The 16,996-nt window shown below is 67.3% G+C and carries 19 protein-coding genes; 15 read left to right on the top strand and 4 right to left on the bottom strand.

The features are described from left to right. The first annotated feature begins 36 nt into the window (after window positions 1–36). From ACP7A3_RS03850 to tatC, 10 genes are all read left to right on the top strand, one after another. Window positions 37–1,551 carry a DUF1800 domain-containing protein gene (locus ACP7A3_RS03850; protein ID WP_426255348.1) on the top strand — a complete coding sequence of 505 codons (1,515 nt, stop codon included), beginning with the start codon at window positions 37–39 and terminating at the stop codon, window positions 1,549–1,551. A gap of 4 nt (window positions 1,552–1,555) precedes the next feature. Continuing rightward, complete coding sequence (locus ACP7A3_RS03845; protein WP_426255272.1) at window positions 1,556–2,704, top strand: DUF1501 domain-containing protein; 1,149 nt, start codon at window positions 1,556–1,558, stop codon at window positions 2,702–2,704. A gap of 267 nt (window positions 2,705–2,971) precedes the next feature. Further along, window positions 2,972–4,699 carry an arginine--tRNA ligase gene (gene argS, locus ACP7A3_RS03840; protein WP_426255273.1) on the top strand — a complete coding sequence of 576 codons (1,728 nt, stop codon included), beginning with the start codon at window positions 2,972–2,974 and terminating at the stop codon, window positions 4,697–4,699. Continuing rightward, window positions 4,699–5,418: an SPOR domain-containing protein gene (locus ACP7A3_RS03835; protein ID WP_426255274.1), complete on the top strand. Its 720-nt coding sequence runs from the start codon at window positions 4,699–4,701 to the stop codon at window positions 5,416–5,418. Before argS ends, ACP7A3_RS03835 begins: the two co-directional genes overlap by 1 nt. A gap of 59 nt (window positions 5,419–5,477) precedes the next feature. Further along, window positions 5,478–6,479 carry a glycoside hydrolase family 3 N-terminal domain-containing protein gene (locus tag ACP7A3_RS03830; RefSeq protein ID WP_426255275.1) on the top strand — a complete coding sequence of 334 codons (1,002 nt, stop codon included), beginning with the start codon at window positions 5,478–5,480 and terminating at the stop codon, window positions 6,477–6,479. A gap of 10 nt (window positions 6,480–6,489) precedes the next feature. Further along, entirely contained in the window at window positions 6,490–7,215 is a 726-nt protein-coding gene (locus ACP7A3_RS03825) for a segregation and condensation protein A (RefSeq protein ID WP_426255276.1), read from the top strand. Beyond that, window positions 7,212–7,790 carry an SMC-Scp complex subunit ScpB gene (scpB, locus tag ACP7A3_RS03820; RefSeq protein WP_426255277.1) on the top strand — a complete coding sequence of 193 codons (579 nt, stop codon included), beginning with the start codon at window positions 7,212–7,214 and terminating at the stop codon, window positions 7,788–7,790. The genes ACP7A3_RS03825 and scpB overlap by 4 nt, the downstream gene beginning before the upstream one ends. 27 nt (window positions 7,791–7,817) lie before the next feature. Then, a complete protein-coding gene (locus ACP7A3_RS03815; protein ID WP_063685790.1) occupies window positions 7,818–8,057 on the top strand; it encodes a Sec-independent protein translocase subunit TatA in 240 nt (79 codons plus the stop codon). Window positions 8,058–8,086: 29 nt separating this feature from the next. After that, window positions 8,087–8,494, top strand: coding sequence for a Sec-independent protein translocase protein TatB (gene tatB, locus ACP7A3_RS03810; RefSeq protein ID WP_426255278.1), 408 nt, complete (start codon window positions 8,087–8,089; stop codon window positions 8,492–8,494). Further along, window positions 8,491–9,270, top strand: coding sequence for a twin-arginine translocase subunit TatC (tatC, locus tag ACP7A3_RS03805; protein WP_426255279.1), 780 nt, complete (start codon window positions 8,491–8,493; stop codon window positions 9,268–9,270). Before tatB ends, tatC begins: the two co-directional genes overlap by 4 nt. Before the next feature lie 66 nt (window positions 9,271–9,336). Here tatC and ACP7A3_RS03800 read toward each other — a convergent pair whose 3' ends face one another. From ACP7A3_RS03800 to ACP7A3_RS03790, 3 genes are all read right to left on the bottom strand, one after another. Next, window positions 9,337–9,471, bottom strand: a complete 135-nt coding sequence (locus tag ACP7A3_RS03800) for an entericidin A/B family lipoprotein (protein ID WP_017979563.1) — start codon at window positions 9,469–9,471, stop codon at window positions 9,337–9,339. A gap of 280 nt (window positions 9,472–9,751) precedes the next feature. Then, window positions 9,752–11,290 carry a sensor histidine kinase gene (locus ACP7A3_RS03795; RefSeq protein WP_426255349.1) on the bottom strand — a complete coding sequence of 513 codons (1,539 nt, stop codon included), beginning with the start codon at window positions 11,288–11,290 and terminating at the stop codon, window positions 9,752–9,754. A gap of 62 nt (window positions 11,291–11,352) precedes the next feature. Next, on the bottom strand, window positions 11,353–11,523 hold the full coding sequence (locus ACP7A3_RS03790) for a NepR family anti-sigma factor (RefSeq protein WP_017979561.1): 171 nt from the start codon (window positions 11,521–11,523) through the stop codon (window positions 11,353–11,355). A 243-nt stretch (window positions 11,524–11,766) separates the two neighbouring features. Between ACP7A3_RS03790 and ACP7A3_RS03785 the strand changes: the two genes are divergently transcribed. The 3 genes from ACP7A3_RS03785 (at window position 11,767) to ACP7A3_RS03775 (ending at window position 13,565) form a co-directional block, all read left to right on the top strand. Further along, window positions 11,767–12,576 (top strand): response regulator, encoded by an 810-nt coding sequence (locus ACP7A3_RS03785; protein WP_043060725.1) that lies wholly within the window; start codon window positions 11,767–11,769, stop codon window positions 12,574–12,576. 95 nt (window positions 12,577–12,671) lie between these two features. Next, window positions 12,672–12,809, top strand: coding sequence for a hypothetical protein (locus ACP7A3_RS03780; RefSeq protein WP_024310409.1), 138 nt, complete (start codon window positions 12,672–12,674; stop codon window positions 12,807–12,809). 99 nt (window positions 12,810–12,908) lie between these two features. Continuing rightward, entirely contained in the window at window positions 12,909–13,565 is a 657-nt protein-coding gene (locus ACP7A3_RS03775; protein ID WP_017979558.1) for a sigma-70 family RNA polymerase sigma factor, read from the top strand. Between the two features lie 22 nt (window positions 13,566–13,587). Here ACP7A3_RS03775 and ACP7A3_RS03770 read toward each other — a convergent pair whose 3' ends face one another. Further along, complete coding sequence (locus ACP7A3_RS03770; protein ID WP_426255280.1) at window positions 13,588–13,758, bottom strand: hypothetical protein; 171 nt, start codon at window positions 13,756–13,758, stop codon at window positions 13,588–13,590. Window positions 13,759–13,831: 73 nt separating this feature from the next. Here ACP7A3_RS03770 and glnE point away from each other — a divergent pair, with 73 nt between their 5' ends. Next, window positions 13,832–16,522 (top strand): bifunctional [glutamate--ammonia ligase]-adenylyl-L-tyrosine phosphorylase/[glutamate--ammonia-ligase] adenylyltransferase, encoded by a 2,691-nt coding sequence (gene glnE, locus ACP7A3_RS03765; RefSeq protein ID WP_426255281.1) that lies wholly within the window; start codon window positions 13,832–13,834, stop codon window positions 16,520–16,522. After that, entirely contained in the window at window positions 16,515–16,970 is a 456-nt protein-coding gene (locus tag ACP7A3_RS03760) for a peroxiredoxin (RefSeq protein ID WP_426255282.1), read from the top strand. Before glnE ends, ACP7A3_RS03760 begins: the two co-directional genes overlap by 8 nt. Window positions 16,971–16,996 lie beyond the last annotated feature (26 nt).

Below are 16,996 nucleotides of genomic sequence, written 5' to 3'. Positions count from 1 at the left end.
GATTATGCCCATTCTTACGAGGTGGAGTGAGTCGTGATGTCGGACGCTGCCGTAGCGATGAACCGGTTCGGCCTGGGGGCCACGCGGGGGCAGGAGCCGCCCGGCAATCCCAAACGCTGGCTGCTTGACCAGATCGACGCCTATCAGCCCGCCACGCCCGTGCTGGTCACCGCCCCGACCAGCGCCGCGGTGGCGGAGGATATCGCCGCTTATCAAGCCGAACAGCGGGCGATTCGTCAGGCCGCGATGGCCAAGCAGGGCGCTCCCGCCCCGGCGGCGGTCGTGACACCGTCACCCGCGTCGACGATGATGCCGATGACGTCCAACATGGCGGCCACCATCATGGCACCCCCATCGCCCGCGCAGGAAAAACGCAGCGCGCAGCAGGTCGCGCGACAGGATGCCCGCCGACTCGCGCAGGACGATTACACCAACCTCGTCGGCCTGCGCACCGCCTCTGCGCTCACCACGCCGACGCCCTTCGCCGAACGGCTGGTGCATTTCTGGTCGAACCATTTCGCCACTTCGGCCGACAAGCTCGAACTGATCGGCCTTGCCGGCACGCTGGAGAATGAGGCGATCCGCCCGCACGTCATGGGTCGCTTCGCCGACATGCTGTTCGCCGTCGAGCGGCATCCGGCGATGCTGATCTACCTCGATCAGGCGGTATCGATCGGTCCCGACAGCCCGCTTGGGCTGCGCGCCAAGGGCCGCCGCCGTTCCGGCCTCAACGAAAACCTCGCGCGCGAGATCATGGAGCTACACACGCTCGGCGTGCGCACCGGCTATACCCAGGCGGACGTGACCGAATTCGCGCGCGCGATGACCGGCTGGACGGTCGGCGGGATCGGCGGCGGCCCGGCGGCGCGCTTCGTCGCCGATCGGCCGGTGGGCAGCTTCGCCTTCGTGCCCCAGGTGCATCAACCGGGCGCGCGGACGATCATGGGCAAGGCGTACGGGCAGGACGGCGAGGCGCAGGCCTCCGCGGTCCTGACCGATTTGTCGGTGCATCCCGCGACCGCACGCCATATCGCGACCAAGCTCGCCCGCCATTTCGCCGGTGATAATCCGCCCCCCGCGATGGTCGCGCGGCTGGAAAAAGCGTTCCTGTCATCGCGCGGCGATCTGCCCACGGTTTATCGCGCACTGATCGCTTCGCCAGAAGCCTGGTCCGCGACGCCCGCGAAGTTCAAGACACCGTGGGAATGGAGCGTCTCCAGCTATCGCGCGCTCGGGGTCACGGAGGTGCCGGCGAAGGCGATGCAGGGCCTGCTCGACCAATTGGGCCAGCCCATGTGGAAGCCGGGTCAGCCGATCGGTTACGACGACACCGCCGCCAGCTGGGCGGCCCCCGACGCGGTGCTGCGCCGGGTGGAGGCGGCACAGCGTTTCGCCTCCAAGGCGCCGCCCTCGATCGACGCCCGCGCGCTGGCGCCGCAGCTGTTTCCCGCCGCGCTGTCGCCGATGACCGCCCAGGCGCTGTCCCGTGCCGAAAGCCCGACTCAGGCTCTCGCGCTGCTGCTCGTCTCGCCCGAAATGATGCGGAGGTAATCCCATGGACCGTCGTGCCTTCCTCGCCCGCAGCGGCCTCGGCCTGCTCGGCACCTTCGCCCCCCGCATCGCCTTCGCAAAAGCGGCAACGGCCAAGCGCTTCGTCTTCATCATCCAGCGCGGCGCCGCTGATGGCCTGGGCACGATCGGCGCGGTCGGCGATCCGGCCTTCGTCGGCGCGCGTGGCGATCTCGCCGCCGATGTCGCCAACGGTACGAAGCTCGACGCGATGTTCGCGCTGCACCCGGCGATGACGACCGCGGCGGCGCTGTACGGCAAGGGGCAGGCGCTGTTCGCCCACGCCGTCGCCTCGCCCTACCGCGATCGGTCGCATTTCGACGGGCAGAACGTGTTGGAGACGGGCGGCATCGGCGCCTACCAGCTGAAGGACGGCTGGATGAACCGGTTGCTCGGGATCGTGCCGACCGACGATGCCAAGGCGATCGCCGTCGCCGCCACCGTGCCGATGGCGCTGCGCGGCGCGCGCGAAGTGGCCAGCTACGCGCCCTCGTCGCTGCCCGATGCGTCCGGTGACCTGATGGCGCGGGTGACGCAGCTCTATCGCGGCGACGACCAGCTCCACCGCCTGTGGGGCGAGGCGATGCAGACGCGCGCGCTGACCGACGATCTGGCCAAGGACAATGGCCGCAACGCCGCCGCCACCGGCGCACTCGCCGCGCGGCTGCTCGCCCCCGCGAATGGTGCGCGGATCGCGACGATCGAAACCGGCGGCTGGGACACGCACGCCGGCCAGCGCGGTCGGCTGGCGCAGCAATTGAAGGGGCTCGATGCGATGCTCTCCGCACTCCAGACGGGGCTCGGTCCGGTGTGGGATGACACGTTGGTCCTCGTCGCGACCGAATTCGGCCGTACCGTCGCGGTCAACGGCACCGGCGGCACCGATCACGGCACGGGCACCGCCACGATGCTGTTCGGCGGCGCGGTAAAGGGCGGCCGCGTGCTCGCTGACTGGCCCGGCCTCGCCACCGCCAACCTGTACGAAGCGCGCGACCTGAAACCGACCACGCAGCTCGACGCGCTGATCGGCGGCGCGGTGGCGGACCATTTTGCCGTCGATCCCTCCCGCGCGATGACCGCGCTCTTCCCGGCAAGCCAGCGCACCGCGGCGATCGGCGGATTGCTGCGCGTTTGATCGAGTGTGGGAGGGTGTGTGGCGTAACCCGCTGAGTACGAAGTTTAATCGAGCGGCTCTGTCCTGCAGGGCAAGTTTCTGCTTCATCGCCCACGCCGTTACCCGAGCGCAGGCTATGGTCTCACACGGCTCGTTCTCACTGTCTCGCAACCGCAAACGATAACCCCGGATCGTTTCGCCCAAGGTGTTCATGTTGTCTATGTCCGGGCGATTTGAACCCACCCCCGTCTTGCGGTAGAGCGCGGCGCTTTCGCCGAACGGACGCTCATGACGCTTTACACCCGCTTTGCCGCGCATGTCGCCGCGGCCCTCGATACCCTGGTCGCCGCGGGCACGTTGCCCGCCGATCTCGACCGCCGCAACGTGACGGTCGAGCCGCCGCGCGACGTGACGCATGGCGACCTCGCGACCAACGCCGCGATGGTGCTCGCTAAGCCCGCAAAGACCAACCCCCGTGCGCTCGCCGAAGCGCTGGCGACCGAACTTGGTACGCTGGACGAAGTGGCCGAAGCGACCGTCGCAGGCCCCGGCTTCATCAACCTGCGCCTGACCGACGCGGCGTGGCGCGATGAACTGACCCAGATCGCGGCGGCGGGCGACGATTACGGCCGCTCGACCAGCGGCAAGGGCGTGCGCGTCAACGTCGAATATGTCTCGGCCAACCCGACTGGCCCGATGCACATGGGCCATTGCCGCGGCGCGGTGGTCGGCGATGCGCTCGCCAGCCTGCTGGAATTCGCCGGGCACGATGTGATCCGCGAATATTACGTCAACGACGCCGGCGGCCAGGTCGACGTGCTCGCCCGCTCGGCGCACCTGCGCTACCGCGAGGCGCTGGGCGAAGACGTCGGCGCGATCCCCGAAGGCCTCTATCCGGGCGACTATCTGGTCCCGGTCGGCAAGGCGCTCGCCGACGAATTTGGCGACCGCTATGCGTCGGCGCCGGAAGGCGAATGGCTCGCGCTGTTCCGCACCCGCGCGGTCGCGGCGATGCTCGTCATGATCAAGGACGATCTCGCCCTCCTCGGCATCCACCACGACCTGTTCTCGTCGGAGGCGGAATTGCAGGCGGCGGGCAAGCCCGAAGCCGCAGAAGCATGGCTGCGCGATCACGACCTGGTTTACGACGGCGTGCTCGAAGCCCCCAAGGGCGAAACGCCCGAGGATTGGGAGCCGGTCGAGCTGCCGCTGTTCCGCTCGACGCAATTCGGCGACGATCAGGACCGCCCGATCAAGAAGTCGAACGGCCAGTGGACGTACTTCGGCGCCGACCTCGCCTATCATTTTCAGAAGAGCCAGTCGGCCGACCAGCTGATCGACATTTGGGGCGCCGACCATGCCGGCACCGTCAAGCGCATCCAGGCCGCCGTCGCCGCGCTGACCGAAGGCAAGACGCGCTTCGACGTCAAGCTCGTCCAGATGGTGCGGCTCCTGCGCGGCGGCGAGCCGGTGAAGATGTCGAAGCGCGCGGGCAATTTCGTGACTCTCGCCGATGTCGTGCGCGAAGTCGGCAAGGACGTCGTCCGCTTCACGATGCTGACCCGCCGGTCAGACGCGCAGATGGACTTCGATTTCGCCAAGGTGGTCGAGGCGTCGAAGGACAATCCGGTCTTCTACGTCCAATATGCCCACGCCCGCGTCGCCTCGCTCCATCGCCGCGCCGAGGAAGCGGGGATCGCGGCCGAGGGTGCCGACCTGTCCCGGCTTGATACGGAAGAGCTGGCGCTGGTGAAGCTGGCGGCGCAATTCCCGCGTATCGTGGAAACCGCCGCGACGGCACGCGAGCCGCACAGAATTGCGTTTTATCTGTATGACTTAGCTGCTTCGTTCCATGCCCTGTGGAACGTCGGCAACGACCGTCCGGAGCGGCGTTTCCTGGTGGTCGAGGATCATGATGCCACGCGTGCGCGTCTCGCCTTGGCGAGCGCCATCGCACAGATTATTCGTAATGGCCTCAGCATCATGGGTGTTGTCGCGGTTTCGGAGATGAAGTGATGACGGACGGTCTGGACCTGCGGGACGAGGAGCGGCTGCCCTGGCTCGAAACGGTCGAGCCGGACGAGGAGCGCGGCGCGCCGATCGGCAAGGTGCTCGCATTGGTCGTACTGGGCCTGGCCGTACTCGCCGCGATCATCTTCGGCATCTACAAGCTTCAGAACCGCGCCACCCCCGACGGCGATCTGATCGTCGCACAGGAGGGTGATTATAAGGTCAAGCCCGACGATCCCGGCGGCCTGAAGGTGAAGGGCGAGGGCAATGCCGCCATCGCGACCAGCGCCGGCAAGGCGGGCAACGGCTCGATCGACTTGAGCGCGGTGCCGGAGAAGCCGATCGACGGCCATCGCGTCGCGCCGACCGCCAAGCCCAGCGGCGCGGGCGGTGCCAATGCGGTGGCGCAGGTGCCGGCCTCGGGCGGTCGCCTTGTCGCGGCACAGCCGGTGAGCGCGCAGCGTAGCGCGGCGGCGGGCCCGGCGGCCAGCGGCTCGCTGGTCCAGCTCGGGGCCTATCCCAGCGAGGCGGCGGCGAACACGGCATGGACGGGCTTTTCGAAGCGGTTCAGCTATCTCGCGCCGCTCGGCAAGTCGGTCCAGTCGGTCGCGATCGGCGGCCGCACGCTGTACCGCCTGCGCGTCAACGCGGGCAGCGCCAACCAGGCGGCGGACATCTGCGGCCGTCTGCGCGTCGCCGGCGAAAGCTGCTTCGTCGCCAGCTGAGGCGTTATGCGGTGGCGCGGCGCTCGCATATTGGCGGCGTCCGCGCTAACTGGTCCGGCATGAAGCCCGTCATATTCGGCATCGCCGGCCTAGAGCTCTCCCCCGACGAACGCGCCTTTTTCACCGAGGCGGAGCCCGCCGGCTACATCCTCTTCAAACGCAACATCGCGACCCGCGAACAGGTGCTGGCGCTGACCGATTCGTTGCGGGCGCTGTCGGGCAACGATCGCTTGCCGATCCTGATCGATCAGGAAGGCGGTCGTGTCGCGCGCATGGGGCCGCCTGAATGGCCGGCCTTCCCTGCCGGGCCGGCCTTCGCCAAATTGTACGACACCGCGCCCATGTCGGCGATCCAGGCGATGCGCGCCAACGGGCAAGCGCTAGGCCTGATGCTGGCTGAGGTCGGCATCACCGTCGATTGCGCACCGATCCTCGACATCGCGCAGCCCGATACGACCGAGGCGATCAGCTGCCGGACCTATGGCTCCGAGCCGATGCAGGTCGCCGCCTTGGGTCGTGCGATGCTGGAGGGGCTGGCCGCCGGTGGGGTCGTCGGCGTCGTGAAGCACATGCCGGGCCATGGCCGCGCGGTGGTGGACAGCCACCATCTACTCCCTACGGTCAGCGCGTCGGCGGAGGCGCTGGAGGCGGACCTCGAACCGTTCCGTACCCTGCGCCATGCGCCGATGGGCATGACTTCGCACATCGTGTTTGAGGCCTGGGATGCCGAGCGCCCGGCGACGCTCTCCCCGACCATCGTCCACGATGTGATCCGCGGGATGATCGGCTTCGACGGACTACTCATGACCGACGATATCGACATGAAGGCGCTGTCGGGCACCGCAGGTGAAAAGGCGGCAGGCGCGATCGCCGCGGGGTGCGACCTCGTCCTCGACTGCTGGGCGCGGATGGACGAGATGGTCGAGATCGCCGGGCGGCTGGGGTCGATCAGCGACTCGGCACGGGCGCGGCTGGACACGGCAATGGCGAGCGTCGGCGCGCCCGAGGGCGATTTCGCGGAGCTGATCGCACGACGCGACGCCTTCCTCGCGCTGGCCTGACGGCGGATCGGTGGCGCAACCCGAACAGCTGACGCTCGACCTCGAGGGCTGGGAAGGGCCGCTCGACCTGTTGCTGACGCTGGCGCGATCGCAAAAGGTCGATCTGCGCAGCATTTCGATCCTAGCGCTGGTCGAGCAATATCTGCGCTACATCCACCAACGGCAGTCGGTGCAGCTGGAGGTCGCGGCGGATTACCTCGTGATGGCGGCATGGCTGGCGTATCTGAAATCCGCGCTGCTCCTGCCGCGCCAGGCGGAGGACGAAGCGGATCCCGAGGAACTGGCGCTGCGGCTGCAACTGCGCCTCGAACGGTTGCAGGCGATGCGCGAGGCGGGCGCGCGGCTGATGGCGCGCGACCGGCTGGGCCGTGACGTTTTCGTGCGTGCCGCGCCGGAAGGGCTGCGCACGATCCGGCACGCGCAATGGCAGGCGGAGATCTATGATCTGATCGCCGCCTACGGTCGTGTGAGCGCGCGAACGCGGCCCGTGATGCATGTCGTCGCCGATCGCGAGGTGATGACGCTGGAGGCGGCGCTGGAGCGCGTGGCGCGCCTCGTCGGCGAGCGGCTCGACTGGTCGATGCTCGAAAGCTTCCTGCCAGAAGGGTCGGGGCGGTTGCACAAGTCGGCGCTCGCCTCGTCGTTCCTCGCAGCGCTGGAGCTCGCCAAGCAGGGGCGCGTCGAATTGCGCCAGCAGGCCGCCTTCGCACCGCTCTACGTTCGGGCGCTGACATGACGCCACCGGACGATGGCGCGCGGGCGGTGGAGGCGTTGCTGTTCGCCGCCGCCGAACCATTGGGAATCGACACGATCCGTGCGCATGTCGGCGGCATCGACGTGCGCGCGGCGTTGGCCCGGCTGGAGCAGGATTATGCGGGGCGGGGCATCACGCTCGTCCACCGCGGTGGACGCTGGCATTTCCAGACCGCGCCCGATCTTGCGCATCTGCTGCGCCGCGACCGCGACGAGGTGCGCCGCCTCAGCCGCGCCGCGACCGAGACGCTGGCGATCATCGCCTATCACGAGCCCGTCACGCGCGCCGAGATCGAGGCGATCCGCGGCGTGCAGACCGCCAAGGGCACGCTCGACGTGCTGATGGAGGCGGGCTGGGTGCGCCCCGCGGGTCGCCGCGAGGTGCCGGGGCGACCGCTGATGTTCGCGACGACGCCCGGTTTCCTCGCGCATTTCGGGCTTTCCAGCCGGCGTGATCTACCGGGCATCGACGACCTGCGCGCCGCCGGTTTGCTCGACCCTGTCGATCTTGCACTGGAGGAAGCTTTGGAGGTGGCAAAGGACGATGAGAGCGACTAGATAGTTGGGCATTCTAGGAGATATGCCATGGGCAGCTTCAGCCCGATCCATCTGCTCGTCCTCGCCGTCGTCGCGATCCTGCTGCTCGGTGGCGGGCGGTTCTCGAACCTGATGGGCGACGTCGCCAAGGGCGTGAAGAACTTCAAGAAGGGCATGGCCGAAGACGACGACGCGGCCACCAAGCCTGCTGCGCGTATCGAGGCGCAGAAGACCGCCGATCCTGCGTTCGATCGCGACGGTAACCGCATCCGCGACGAACAGCGTTGATCCGCGTCGCCCGATAGTATTCGGCGTCCATGTTCAACATCGATTCGAGCGAGTTCCTGCTGGTCGCGATCGTGGCGCTTGTCGTGATCGGGCCGAAGGACCTGCCAAAGGCGATGCGCGTCGTCGGCTATTGGGTCGGCAAGGCGCGCGGCGTCTCGCGCCAATTCCGGCAGGGCTTCGACAATATGGTCCGTGAGGCGGAGCTTGCCGAAATGGAAAAGCGCTGGGCCGCCGAAAATGCGCGGATCATGGCGGAGCATCCGATGACCTCCGATGTGGAATCCGATGCGGCCGCGGGTGTCTCGCCCGCGCCGACGCCTGCCGGGCAGCATGAGGTCCAGCACGACGAGGCAGAGCCGGTTATGGTGGAAAAGCCGGTGGTTGCCCCGGCGCCCGAGCATAAGCCCGCCCAGCAGTCCGACGTTACGCCGTCATGAGCGACGTGGAAGACGAGATCGATGCCAGCCGCGCGCCCCTGCTCGATCACCTGATCGAACTGCGCCGTCGCCTGCTCTATTGCATCGTCGCGATCGTACTGGCCTTCGGCGTCAGCTATTTCTTTGCCGAGAATATCTTCGCCTTCCTCGTCCAGCCGCTGTTGGCCGTGGGGCAGAAGACGCTGATCTACACGCAGATATTCGAAGCGTTCTTCGTCAAGGTGAAGGTCGCCTTCTTCGCGGCAATGATGATCGCCTTTCCGGTGATCGCCAACCAGCTGTGGCAGTTCGTCGCGCCGGGCCTGTACCGCAAGGAGAAGCGCGCGCTGCTGCCGTTCCTGCTCGCGACACCAGTGCTGTTCATCGCCGGCGCGGCGCTCGCTTATTATATGGCGATCCCGATGGCGCTGCATTTCCTGCTGGGTTTCCAGGGAAATATCGGCGGCGTGCAGCAGGAGGCATTGCCGGGCATCGGTAACTACCTGTCGTTCGTGATGCAGTTTCTGTTCGCCTTCGGTCTCGCCTTCCTGTTGCCGGTATTGTTGATGCTGCTGGAGCGCGCAGGCATTGTGACGCGCAAGCAGCTGATCGGCGCGCGCCGCTATGCCATCGTCGCGGCAACGGCGATCGCGGCGGTGCTGACGCCGCCCGACCTGATGAGCCAGGTGTTGCTCGCGGTGCCGCTGATCCTGCTCTACGAACTTGCCATCATCGGTATCTGGTTCACCGAGCGTCGCCGCAGCAAGGATACCGGCACCGACATCGTCGAGGTATAACAAAAGGGCCTCCGCTCATCGAGGAGCGAAGGCCCTGCGCAGCCGGGTGAGGCTGAGCCCGAAGGCTTACTTGGACTTGTCGGCCGTCTTGGCGACCGTCTGGCCCGCCGAGCTGACGTCCTTGCCGACGCCTTCCACCGTGTTGCATGCGCTGACCATGAGCGCGCCCGCGACGACCGCAAAACCGAGAACCTTGCGCATAAAACCTCCTGAACGTGATAGCCCGAGAACAATGATCGGTCGGGCCATTCGTTCCGGCTCCGCAACTGAGCGGGCAGGGGGACAAAAGTTTTCCGGCTGGAAATGAGTAAGGCCCGAAAGCATCACCGGGGGGGGGGGAGGGTGGATGCTTCCGGGCCTATGTCGTGGATCGCGAGAGCGGGGGGCATAAGGTCACGATCCGCAGTGCATAACCCGGCCGACGGACCGCGGTTCCACGTCCGCCGGCGAATTTTTACGAATCTTTATCGTCGATAAGCCGTCAATCGCGGCCCATCACGGCGATCGCGATTTCATAGGCGCCGGTCATCGGATCGTGATGCAGGGGCGCGCGCAGCTGTCGCGACAGACCTTCGATCACGCGGCCGTAGCGGGTCGACAGCAACGTCTCCAGGCGTTCGCTTTCCACGAAAGCGCGCGAGACGACGCGCAGCTTAGCCTTTTTATCGTCCTCGCCGGGTTTGACTGCGACCCGGACCTGGGCGGCGGCATCGCAGTTCATCGCCAGTTCGATCGTCTCGGTGACGAGGAAGGCAACGGCGACGGCGACGTCCTGGTTCACAAGGTAGGGATCGACATCCAGCACGATAGACAGGCTGGTGGCCCCTTCCGGTGCGGTCGCGCGGATATTGGAGGCGAGTTCGCCGATCACCGATCGCAGGTTAAGGCCGCGATTGTCCTCCATCTCGGCGAAATGGTTGCGGTGGACGACGGCGAGCGCATCGACGCGGCGCTGGATCGAGGCATAGGCTGCCGTCGCATCGGGGCTGGGTGCGCCGCGGGCGTGGAAGTTGATCAGGCTGGAAATGACCTGAAGATTATTCTTCACGCGATGGTGGACTTCGCGCGTCAGCTTGGTCTGGCGTACTACCGCCTCCGCCAGGCCGGCCTCGTGCAGCGCGACCGTGCGGCTGATCGCGCGGAAGGTGTCGCCAAGTTCGCGGATCTCCTGCGCGGGCAAGGGGCCGAGCTTGCCCGGATCGATGACCTCACCGGGCGTGTAGGCAGCGACACTCGCGCGGAGCACGCGCAGCGGCCGGATCAGCAGCCGGTCGACGATGAACCACGACAGACCTGCCGCCGCGGCCCACATCAGTAGCGGCAGCATCAGCGCCACGAGGAAGGACGAGGTAATGGGCGCGCTGCGGATGCTGGTGCGCAACGCCAAGCCGCCGAGGCCCAGATCGGTCTGCACCGTCTCGACCCGATCGAACGCGCCCAGGTCAGGAATGCGCGAGAGGGTCAGCGTTTCGTCGTCATGCACCAGCGCGCTCGCGAGCGGCATGGCCCGCGTGCCGGGGGCCGCAAGTTGCGTCAGAAAGGCTTTGGGGAAGAAGACGCGCGCCGAGGGGCCATGGCGCAAGCCCGGCAGTGACAGGATTAGGCCGCGGTCGGGTACAATTGCTGCGCCGACCGGCGTGCTGGTATCGAGCGCGACATTGGCGTCGAAGGGCTCGCCGCACAGCAATCGGCCATTGCGATCGACGATCGAGAAGCGCGTGCCGATCGTCGATTGCTGCGCGAACACCCCCTGCGCACGGGCGCAGCTGGGCGCGTCACCGGCGTCGGCCTGCAGCGCGGTGACGGCGACGCGCAATGCGGTCATGTCGCCGACAAGCTCGATGGCGATACTGCGCGCACTTTCGTTGGCGGCGATGCGCAGCCGGGCGCGCGCCTCGGCGTCGGCGGTCCGGCCGGTCTGCAATGTCGCGCCGATCGCAATCAAGGCGAGCAGCAGCAGCGCAACGCTGAGCGTAATGAAGAGCTTGGCGCCGGTCGGCAGGCGCGACAGCATGAACATGGGGGCCATCGCCGTACGGCGCGGTAAAGAGGCTGCGTCGGGTTGGGAGGCCATGCCCCCTGCTAGGCGAGCTTGTTCAGCAGGTCGAGCATTTCGTCAGGCACCTGTTCCTCGATCGTCTTTTGATAGGCCGAGCGCAGGGCCGCGCCCATGTCGCGATCCTTGCTCTGAACCTTGGCAGGAGACTTCTTGGAAGACGCCTTCTTGTCCTTGTTGCCGGGCAAATCCAACATGTCCCCCTGGTGACCCGGCTGAACCCGGGCAGTCGACGCCACACGAACAGCCCCGCTTTGCAGGTGCGGTCTGGCCGTTCAAGTGGCGATGAAACCAAAGTCGCGTTCGTTGGTTCCATTGCAGCGCGAAAATTCCGCAGGTCCGAGGGGGCGGGTGGGTTCTTCGACAAACACCGTTGTAAAGGTACGGGGGCCCGCTCAGATGGGGTGCCCGTTCAGTATCTCAGGGAGTGAACACGACCCATGTCGCTTGGACAGCAACTCGCACCGCACCTTCCTTTCCTGCGGCGCTACGGCCGGGCCCTGACCGGCAGTCAGAATCAAGGCGACAAATATGTCCGTGCGACGCTGGAGGCGATCGTTGCGGCGCCGGACCAGTTTCCGCGGGACGTCGATCCGCGGCTTGGCCTGTATCGCATGTTCCAGGGCATCTGGGCGTCGGCCAATGCCGATGGTGAAGCGCAGACCTCGCAGAGCGACGCCGAGGGCACCGAAGCGGTGGCGCGCGCGCGCCTCGCTCGCATGACGCCGCTGTCGCGACAGGCGCTGCTGCTGACCGCGATGGAAGGCTTCTCGCCCGAGGACGCCGCCTATCTGATCGAAGTCGACACCAGCGAGGTGGAAACGCTGGTCGCCGAGGCGCTGGCCGAGATCGAGAAGCAGACGCGTGCGCGCGTGCTGATCATCGAGGACGAGCCGATCATCGCGATGGATATCGAGACGATCGTGCGTGATCTGGGCCATGAGGTGACCGGTGTCGCCGTCACCCGCGACGAAGCCGTCGCGCTGGCGATGGAGGATCGCCCCGGTCTCGTGCTGGCGGACATCCAGCTGGCCGACGACAGCTCCGGCATCGACGCGGTGAAGGACATCCTTGCCGAGTTCGAGGTGCCGGTGATCTTCATCACGGCCTTCCCCGAGCGCCTGCTGACCGGCGAGCGGCCCGAGCCGACGTTCCTCATCACCAAGCCGTTCCAGCGGTCGACGGTGAAGGCGGCGATCAGTCAGGCGCTGTTCTTCGACGAGGCGACGGTGCCGACGGCGGTTGCGTGACGACATAGCGGGCGGGGTCGGGCGCTGTCCCGCCCGCCCGTGAGGCATTGACGAAAAGTTACGGACCCAAAACGGGTTTCGGGGGTTTGATGATCATGGCTGATCCGAACGAACCAGTGCATGTCACCGCAACCGAGGCCCGTGCGGGCGCGACTCCGGGAGTTGCCCGCTATGTGCTCGGCATTTCGCTGGTGCTCGTCATCGCCATATTCGCCTTTCTGATCTTGCGCTGACCGCAAGGCTTTTCGGCCGCACGACTGGTATTTGCCGGAAGAGACACCTATTTTCGCCAGACAGGCGGCGATGTTGTCCCCGGCTTCGAACGGATTTGCATGACCCAGCCCGCTACGCGTGACGACCAGTATGACGATGACGACGATGCGGTGGTCGAGCCGGTCGAACACGTTGCGCTGTCGGATCCCGAGTTCAAGAAACAGCTGGCGCAGGTCATCCCGCATCTGCGCGCCTTCGGTCGCTCGTTGTCGGGCAGCCGCGATCTCGCCGACGATCTCGTGCAGGAAACGCTGCTGAAGGCATGGGCGGCGCGTCAGCGCTTCCAGGCGGGCACGAACATGCGCGCTTGGACCTTTATCATCCTGCGCAATCTATATTTGTCGCAGATGCGGCGTGCGCGCTTCAAGGGCGAGTGGGACGATCTGGTCGCGGACCGCATTCTGGCGGCGCCGGCAAGTCAGGATCGTCACGTCGAACTGGGCGACATGCAGCGTGCCTTGCTCCACCTGCCGCAGCCGCAGCGCGAGGCGTTGATCCTCGTTGGTGCAGGCGGTTTCGCTTATGAAGAAGCCGCCGAAATCTGTCAGGTCGCGGTCGGCACCATCAAGAGCCGCGTCGCGCGTGGGCGTGTGGCACTGGAGACGATCCTGAACGATGGCACGCTGCCGTCGCGCCGTGAGCACGAGCAGGACGTCAACAAGACGGCGCTCGATACGATCATGGGCGAAGTCGACGAGCTCAGCCGCGGGCGTTGATGCAGCCCGCCGCTGGCGGGAATCAATGCGTCGCGCGATCGATCCGCTTCAATAGCACCGCGAAGTCATCGGGCATGTCGGAGCTACCGAAAGCGCCGCGCAGGCTGTGGCCGAGTGCGTCGGTCGAGCGCGGGCGCCGGACGACATAGTCGCCCTGACGGCTTTTCTCGACGGGATGCGCATCGGCGTTCATAATCGTTCCAACGGCCGGATACGCGAATTGTTGCGTGCGAACGAAACCGGTCGTTCGCGGAGGATGTGACGCGATGCCCCCCGGTTCTGGCCCCGATTTTACCGATGCCATCCAGCGTGCGCGGTCACATGCGCCGTTCCTGTCGCTGTTGCTCGACCGTGAGTCGGTGCTGGCGGAGCGACTGGCGGCGGGGCAGATCGACCTGGGATTCACCAGCGCCGAGGCGGATATGCCAGTCGCACGGCAATTGCGATTGGATCGGAGGGCGCTGGCGCTGTCAGTGGCGATCGGCGATCTCGCCGGGGCGCTCGATCTCACCGCGGTCACGCACGCCTTGACGGATTTCGCCGACGCAGCCCTCGATCGCGCGATCCGTGCCGCGATCGCGGAGCGTACCCCGGGGGAGGAGCCGCGCGGCTTCGTCGCGATCGCGCTGGGCAAGCAGGGCAGTCGCGAACTCAATTATTCATCCGACATCGATCCCATCCTGCTGTTCGACCCCAGAACGCTGCCGCACCGGGCGCGTGAGGAACCGGAAGAGGCGGCGGTGCGGATTGCCAAGCGTGTCGTCGAGTTGCTGCAGGCGCGGGATGGCGACGGCTATGTGCTGCGCGTCGATCTGCGGCTGCGGCCATCGCCCGAAGCGACGCCGATCGCGCTGCCGGTCGAAGGGGCGATCGGCTATTACGAAAGCCAGGCGCTGGCATGGGAGCGGGCGGCGTTTATCCGTGCCCGGGTGGCGGCTGGTGATAAGACGCTAGGCAGCTATTTCCTCGATGCGATCCGACCGTTCGTGTGGCGGCGCGGGTTGGACTTTGGCGCGATCGGCGAAATCCGCGACCTGTCACGGCGCATCCGCGACCATTATGCGAGCGGTCAGCGCTTCGGCCCCGGCTACGACCTGAAGCGGGGGCGGGGCGGTATCCGCGAGGCGGAGTTCTTCGCGCAGATCCATCAGCTGATCCATGGCGGGCGCGATCCTGCGCTGCGGGCACCGGCGACGCGCGATGCCTTGGCGGCACTCGCCGGGGCCAGCTGGATCGGCGCGGACGAGGCTGCCGCGCTCGCCCGATCCTATACCTTGCTGCGCACGATCGAGCATCGTGTTCAGATGGTGGACGATCGGCAGACGCACACGCTGCCGACCGGCGAGGCGCTGGACGGGGTGGCGCGGCTTCATGGGCTGGCCAACGGGGCCGACTTGGTCGAGCTGTTGCGCGAACCGGTGGCGACCGCCGGGCGTATCTATGATGCGCTCGACGACGAGCAGGCGGCGGGGCTGCCGCACGAGCCACAGGCGCTGGCCGACTGGCTCGAGACGGCGGGGTTCGCGGCCGATGGCGAGGGGGCGAGCAAGGCCGCCGCGCGGATCGCAGGGTGGCGGGCAGGGCGCTATCCCGCACTGCGCAGCCCGGCGGCGCGGGCGGCGCTGGAGGCGGTGCTGCCGGTGCTGATGCCGGCGCTGGCCGGGGCGCCGGACCCCGCCGCGGCCCTGCTGCGGCTCGATGTCCTATTCGAGCGGCTGTCGAGCGCGATCAACATCCTGCGCTTGCTGGAGGCGCGGCCGGGGCTGGCGACGTTGCTCGCGACGATCCTCAGCCATGCCGCGCCGCTCGCCGACGCCCTCGCGACCCGGCCGGAACTGATCGACTGGTTGATCGACGCGAGCGCGTTCGAACCCTTGGGCAGCGTTGCCGAACTGGCCACCGAAATGGGGGCGGCGGACGAGGGCGATTATCAGGCGCTGCTCGATACCGTTCGGCGCTTGGTCGGCGAGAAGCGTTTTGCCGTGGGGGCGCAGATCGTCGCGGGGGCGGCGGACCCGCTCGACGCGGCGGGCGGCTATGCGCGGCTGGCGGAGGCGGCGATCGAGGTGCTGGCGGCGGGGACGGTCGCCGAATTCGCGCGGGCACATGGCCGGGTGCCGGACAGCGAGTTGGTGATCCTCGCCTTCGGTCGCACGGGCGGTGGTGCGTTGACGCATGCCAGCGATCTCGATCTCGTCTATCTGTTCACCGGCGACTTTGCGGCGGAATCGGATGGCGCGAAGCCGTTGGGTGCGACGCTCTATTACAACCGACTGGCGCAGCGGATCACGGCCGCGCTGTCGGTGCCGACGGCGGCGGGGCCGCTCTATCCGGTGGATACGCGGCTGCGGCCGTCGGGAACGCAAGGGCCGCTGGTGGTGTCGGTCGAGTCCTTCGCGCGCTACCAGCGGGAGGACGCCTGGACGTGGGAGCATATGGCGCTGACGCGGGCGCGGCCGGTGTTCGGATCGCCCGCGGCCCGTGCTGCCGTCACCGGGGTGATCGCCGAGGTGCTGGAGGGCGCGCGACCCGAGCGGGACCTGCCCGCAGAGGCGGCGGCGATGCGTGCCGACATGGCGCGGCACAAGCCGCCCGCCGGGCCGCTCGACGCGAAGCTGCTACCGGGAGGGCTTGTCGATCTGGAGTTCACCGTGCATCTGGCGCAACTGCTGCAGCGGAGCGGCTTCGACCCCGATCTGCGCGTTGCCATCCCTGCGCTGACTGCGGCGGGGGCGTTGCCCGATGGACTGCTGACCGCGCACGATCTGCTGACGCGGCTGCTCGTGACGCTGCGGCTGGTCGCACCGGATGCACAGGAGCCGCCGCCCGCGACGCAGGCGCTGATCGCGCGGGCGTTGCGGCTGCCCGACTGGCCGGCGGTGCTTGCTGCCTTCGCGGCGACGCGGCAGGAGGTGGATGCCGCATGGCGCGGCATGACAGGAGGATGCGATGGATGACGGCGCGCCGATCCCGGCGGTGAGCGTGACGACCCCCGATGGCCAGACGATCCGGCTGACCGATCTGCCGCTGCCGGCCGTCATCTATTTCTACCCCAAGGACGACACCAGCGGCTGCACCCGGGAGGCACAGGATTTCTCCGCGTTGGCCGAGGACTTCACCGCCGCGGGGGCGAGTGTGATGGGGATCAGCAAGGATTCACCGGCCGCGCATACCAAGTTCATCGCCAAGCATGGCCTGACCGTGACCCTAGGCAGCGACGAGGACGGCAGCGTCTGCGAGGCCTTCGGCGTGTGGGGTGAGAAGAAGCTCTACGGCAAGACGTATATGGGCATCGAGCGCGCGACCTTCCTGTTCGGCGCCGACGGCACGCTGGTGCGGGCGTGGCGTAAGGTGAAGGTGCCGGGCCATGCCACTGCCGTGCTGGAGGCCGTGCGCGCCCTTTGACACCGGCGAGGCGGCACCATCGGTGC

Origin of the sequence: Sphingomonas sp. DC5200-1 (assembly GCF_049897245.1) — a bacterium.
In the GTDB taxonomy this organism is placed as follows: domain Bacteria; phylum Pseudomonadota; class Alphaproteobacteria; order Sphingomonadales; family Sphingomonadaceae; genus Sphingomonas; species Sphingomonas aquatilis.
This window is presented reverse-complemented; position numbering and strand designations above follow the sequence as displayed.

Excerpts from the sequence above, each read along its gene's own strand:
- ACP7A3_RS03790 (WP_017979561.1), bottom strand. The coding sequence starts at position 11,523 with ATGTTGGATTTGCCCGGCAACAAGGACAAGAAGGCGTCTTCCAAGAAG.
- ACP7A3_RS03850 (WP_426255348.1), top strand. The coding sequence starts at position 37 with ATGTCGGACGCTGCCGTAGCGATGAACCGGTTCGGCCTGGGGGCCACG.
- glnE (WP_426255281.1), top strand. The coding sequence starts at position 13,832 with ATGCCCCCCGGTTCTGGCCCCGATTTTACCGATGCCATCCAGCGTGCG.
- ACP7A3_RS03800 (WP_017979563.1), bottom strand. The coding sequence starts at position 9,471 with ATGCGCAAGGTTCTCGGTTTTGCGGTCGTCGCGGGCGCGCTCATGGTC.
- ACP7A3_RS03775 (WP_017979558.1), top strand. The coding sequence starts at position 12,909 with ATGACCCAGCCCGCTACGCGTGACGACCAGTATGACGATGACGACGAT.
- tatB (WP_426255278.1), top strand. The coding sequence starts at position 8,087 with ATGTTCAACATCGATTCGAGCGAGTTCCTGCTGGTCGCGATCGTGGCG.
- ACP7A3_RS03780 (WP_024310409.1), top strand. The coding sequence starts at position 12,672 with ATGGCTGATCCGAACGAACCAGTGCATGTCACCGCAACCGAGGCCCGT.
- scpB (WP_426255277.1), top strand. The coding sequence starts at position 7,212 with ATGACGCCACCGGACGATGGCGCGCGGGCGGTGGAGGCGTTGCTGTTC.
- argS (WP_426255273.1), top strand. The coding sequence starts at position 2,972 with ATGACGCTTTACACCCGCTTTGCCGCGCATGTCGCCGCGGCCCTCGAT.
- ACP7A3_RS03845 (WP_426255272.1), top strand. The coding sequence starts at position 1,556 with ATGGACCGTCGTGCCTTCCTCGCCCGCAGCGGCCTCGGCCTGCTCGGC.
- ACP7A3_RS03770 (WP_426255280.1), bottom strand. The coding sequence starts at position 13,758 with ATGAACGCCGATGCGCATCCCGTCGAGAAAAGCCGTCAGGGCGACTAT.
- ACP7A3_RS03835 (WP_426255274.1), top strand. The coding sequence starts at position 4,699 with ATGACGGACGGTCTGGACCTGCGGGACGAGGAGCGGCTGCCCTGGCTC.
- tatC (WP_426255279.1), top strand. The coding sequence starts at position 8,491 with ATGAGCGACGTGGAAGACGAGATCGATGCCAGCCGCGCGCCCCTGCTC.
- ACP7A3_RS03760 (WP_426255282.1), top strand. The coding sequence starts at position 16,515 with ATGGATGACGGCGCGCCGATCCCGGCGGTGAGCGTGACGACCCCCGAT.
- ACP7A3_RS03785 (WP_043060725.1), top strand. The coding sequence starts at position 11,767 with ATGTCGCTTGGACAGCAACTCGCACCGCACCTTCCTTTCCTGCGGCGC.
- ACP7A3_RS03830 (WP_426255275.1), top strand. The coding sequence starts at position 5,478 with ATGAAGCCCGTCATATTCGGCATCGCCGGCCTAGAGCTCTCCCCCGAC.
- ACP7A3_RS03795 (WP_426255349.1), bottom strand. The coding sequence starts at position 11,290 with ATGTTCATGCTGTCGCGCCTGCCGACCGGCGCCAAGCTCTTCATTACG.
- ACP7A3_RS03815 (WP_063685790.1), top strand. The coding sequence starts at position 7,818 with ATGGGCAGCTTCAGCCCGATCCATCTGCTCGTCCTCGCCGTCGTCGCG.